The organism is Pantoea sp. ME81 (assembly GCF_903970985.1).
Lineage (GTDB): Bacteria > Pseudomonadota > Gammaproteobacteria > Enterobacterales > Enterobacteriaceae > Pantoea > Pantoea communis.
Genome location: NZ_CAJCKS010000371.1, coordinates 1 through 798 on the forward strand (window position 1 = coordinate 1; position 798 = coordinate 798).

The following is a 798-nucleotide window of genomic DNA, read 5'->3' on the forward strand; positions in this document are numbered from 1 at the left end:
TTATTGTGGTGGGTGCGGTGCTGCAGATGGGACACGGCGGGTGGGTGACTTTCCTTGCCTTCGTCGCAGTACTGATTGCCAGCATCAATATCTTCGGTGGATTCACCGTCACCCAGCGCATGCTGAAAATGTTTCGTAAGAATTAAGGGGTAACAACATGTCTGGCGGATTAGTGACTGCAGCATACATTGTTGCCGCAATTCTGTTTATTTTCAGCCTGGCTGGCCTCTCAAAACACGAGACGTCAAAGCAGGGTAACATCTTTGGTGTCAGCGGCATGGCGATTGCGCTGCTGGCGACCATCTTCGGCCCCAACAGCGGCAACGTGGCGTGGATCCTGCTGGCGATGGTGATCGGGGGTGCAATCGGTGTGCGTCTGGCGAAGAAAGTCGAAATGACTGAAATGCCAGAGCTGGTAGCGATTCTGCACAGCTTTGTCGGTTTGGCTGCCGTTCTGGTGGGTTTCAACAGCTACATCGATCATGCACCAGGACTGGCGCCGGTGATGGAAAATATCCATCTGACGGAAGTGTTCCTCGGCATCTTTATCGGCGCGGTGACCTTCACCGGTTCTATCGTGGCGTTTGGTAAACTGCGTGGCAAGATTTCCTCAAAAGCGCTGATGTTGCCGCATCGTCATAAAATGAACCTGGCAGCGCTGGTGGTTTCCTTCTTGCTGATGCTGTGGTTTGTACAGACGAATAGCACCGGTTCACAAGTCGTCGCGCTGTTGTTGATGACGGTGATTGCACTGGTGTTCGGCTGGCATCTGGTGGCGTCGATTGGCGGTGCGGATAT

Annotated in this window: 2 protein-coding genes; both read left to right on the forward strand. The window is 53.5% G+C overall.

What is annotated here, in order from left to right; genetic code table 11:
• Positions 1-146, forward strand: a 146-nt coding sequence (locus H7A81_RS27425) for a proton-translocating transhydrogenase family protein (RefSeq protein ID WP_182059358.1), incomplete at its 5' end; no start/stop codon positions are given.
• A gap of 11 nt (positions 147-157) precedes the next feature.
• The coding region (locus H7A81_RS27430) for an NAD(P)(+) transhydrogenase (Re/Si-specific) subunit beta (RefSeq protein ID WP_182059359.1) at positions 158-798 on the forward strand (641 nt) is incomplete at its 3' end.